General features: G+C 49.1%; 1 protein-coding gene. It reads right to left on the reverse strand.

Annotation, left to right across the window (positions count from 1 at the left end; genetic code table 11):
• The coding region (locus tag P0D89_RS53755) for a right-handed parallel beta-helix repeat-containing protein (protein ID WP_408379764.1) at positions 1-666 on the reverse strand (666 nt) is incomplete at its 3' end.
• Positions 667-689: the final 23 nt, after the last annotated feature.

Raw genomic sequence — 689 nt, forward strand, 5'->3', positions numbered from 1 at the left:
CAAATTTTGAATTTCATTGTTGGAAATCACAATACCTGATTCGGCATGGGCACGGTCGTCAAAATAAATTGCGCCTGTGTCGGAAAACTCCGGTTGGGTGTTTACGTCATGAATATAATTGCTATCGATGAGGATGTTATGAAGAGAACTGGCAAAAGGATCATTTCCCACCGAATCATTACCCCCCTGTATGGCATGCTGTGCGATGGCGTAAATGAGGTTATGGCTTATGGTGATCGAAGTGTCATGTCCCATGAGAACAATGGCGTTGGCGCCAATATTGTAGAGCGTGTTGCTGTCGACAATGTCAGAACTGGTATTCCAGATATCGATTCCGTCGCCAGCAGTGTTGCGAAGGGTTATCCCCCGGACGCTAACCTTGCTGGTTCCTCTATTCCCCGTAATCGCAATACCGGGGGAAACTTTATTCCCACCATCAAGAATAGGGATTTGTCCGGGATAAGCGAGCCAGGATTGTCCGGAATCTTTATCTTCCAGCGTCAGTGTTGACGAGAGCGAATACGTACCCCCCATCAAATAGGTAGTTTTAATACTTGCGCTTGCCTCCATTGCCTTCTGAGCTTGAGTGAGCGTTTGGAATGGTGTGGAGGCTGACGTGCCGTCATTCGAGTCGCTGCCTGAGGGCGACACGTAAAACGCTGACACAAGGGTTCGGGCCGCGGAGCAGT

It is taken from the genome of Paraburkholderia sp. RL18-085-BIA-A (genome assembly GCF_046027075.1).
Taxonomy (GTDB): Bacteria; Pseudomonadota; Gammaproteobacteria; order Burkholderiales; family Burkholderiaceae; genus Paraburkholderia.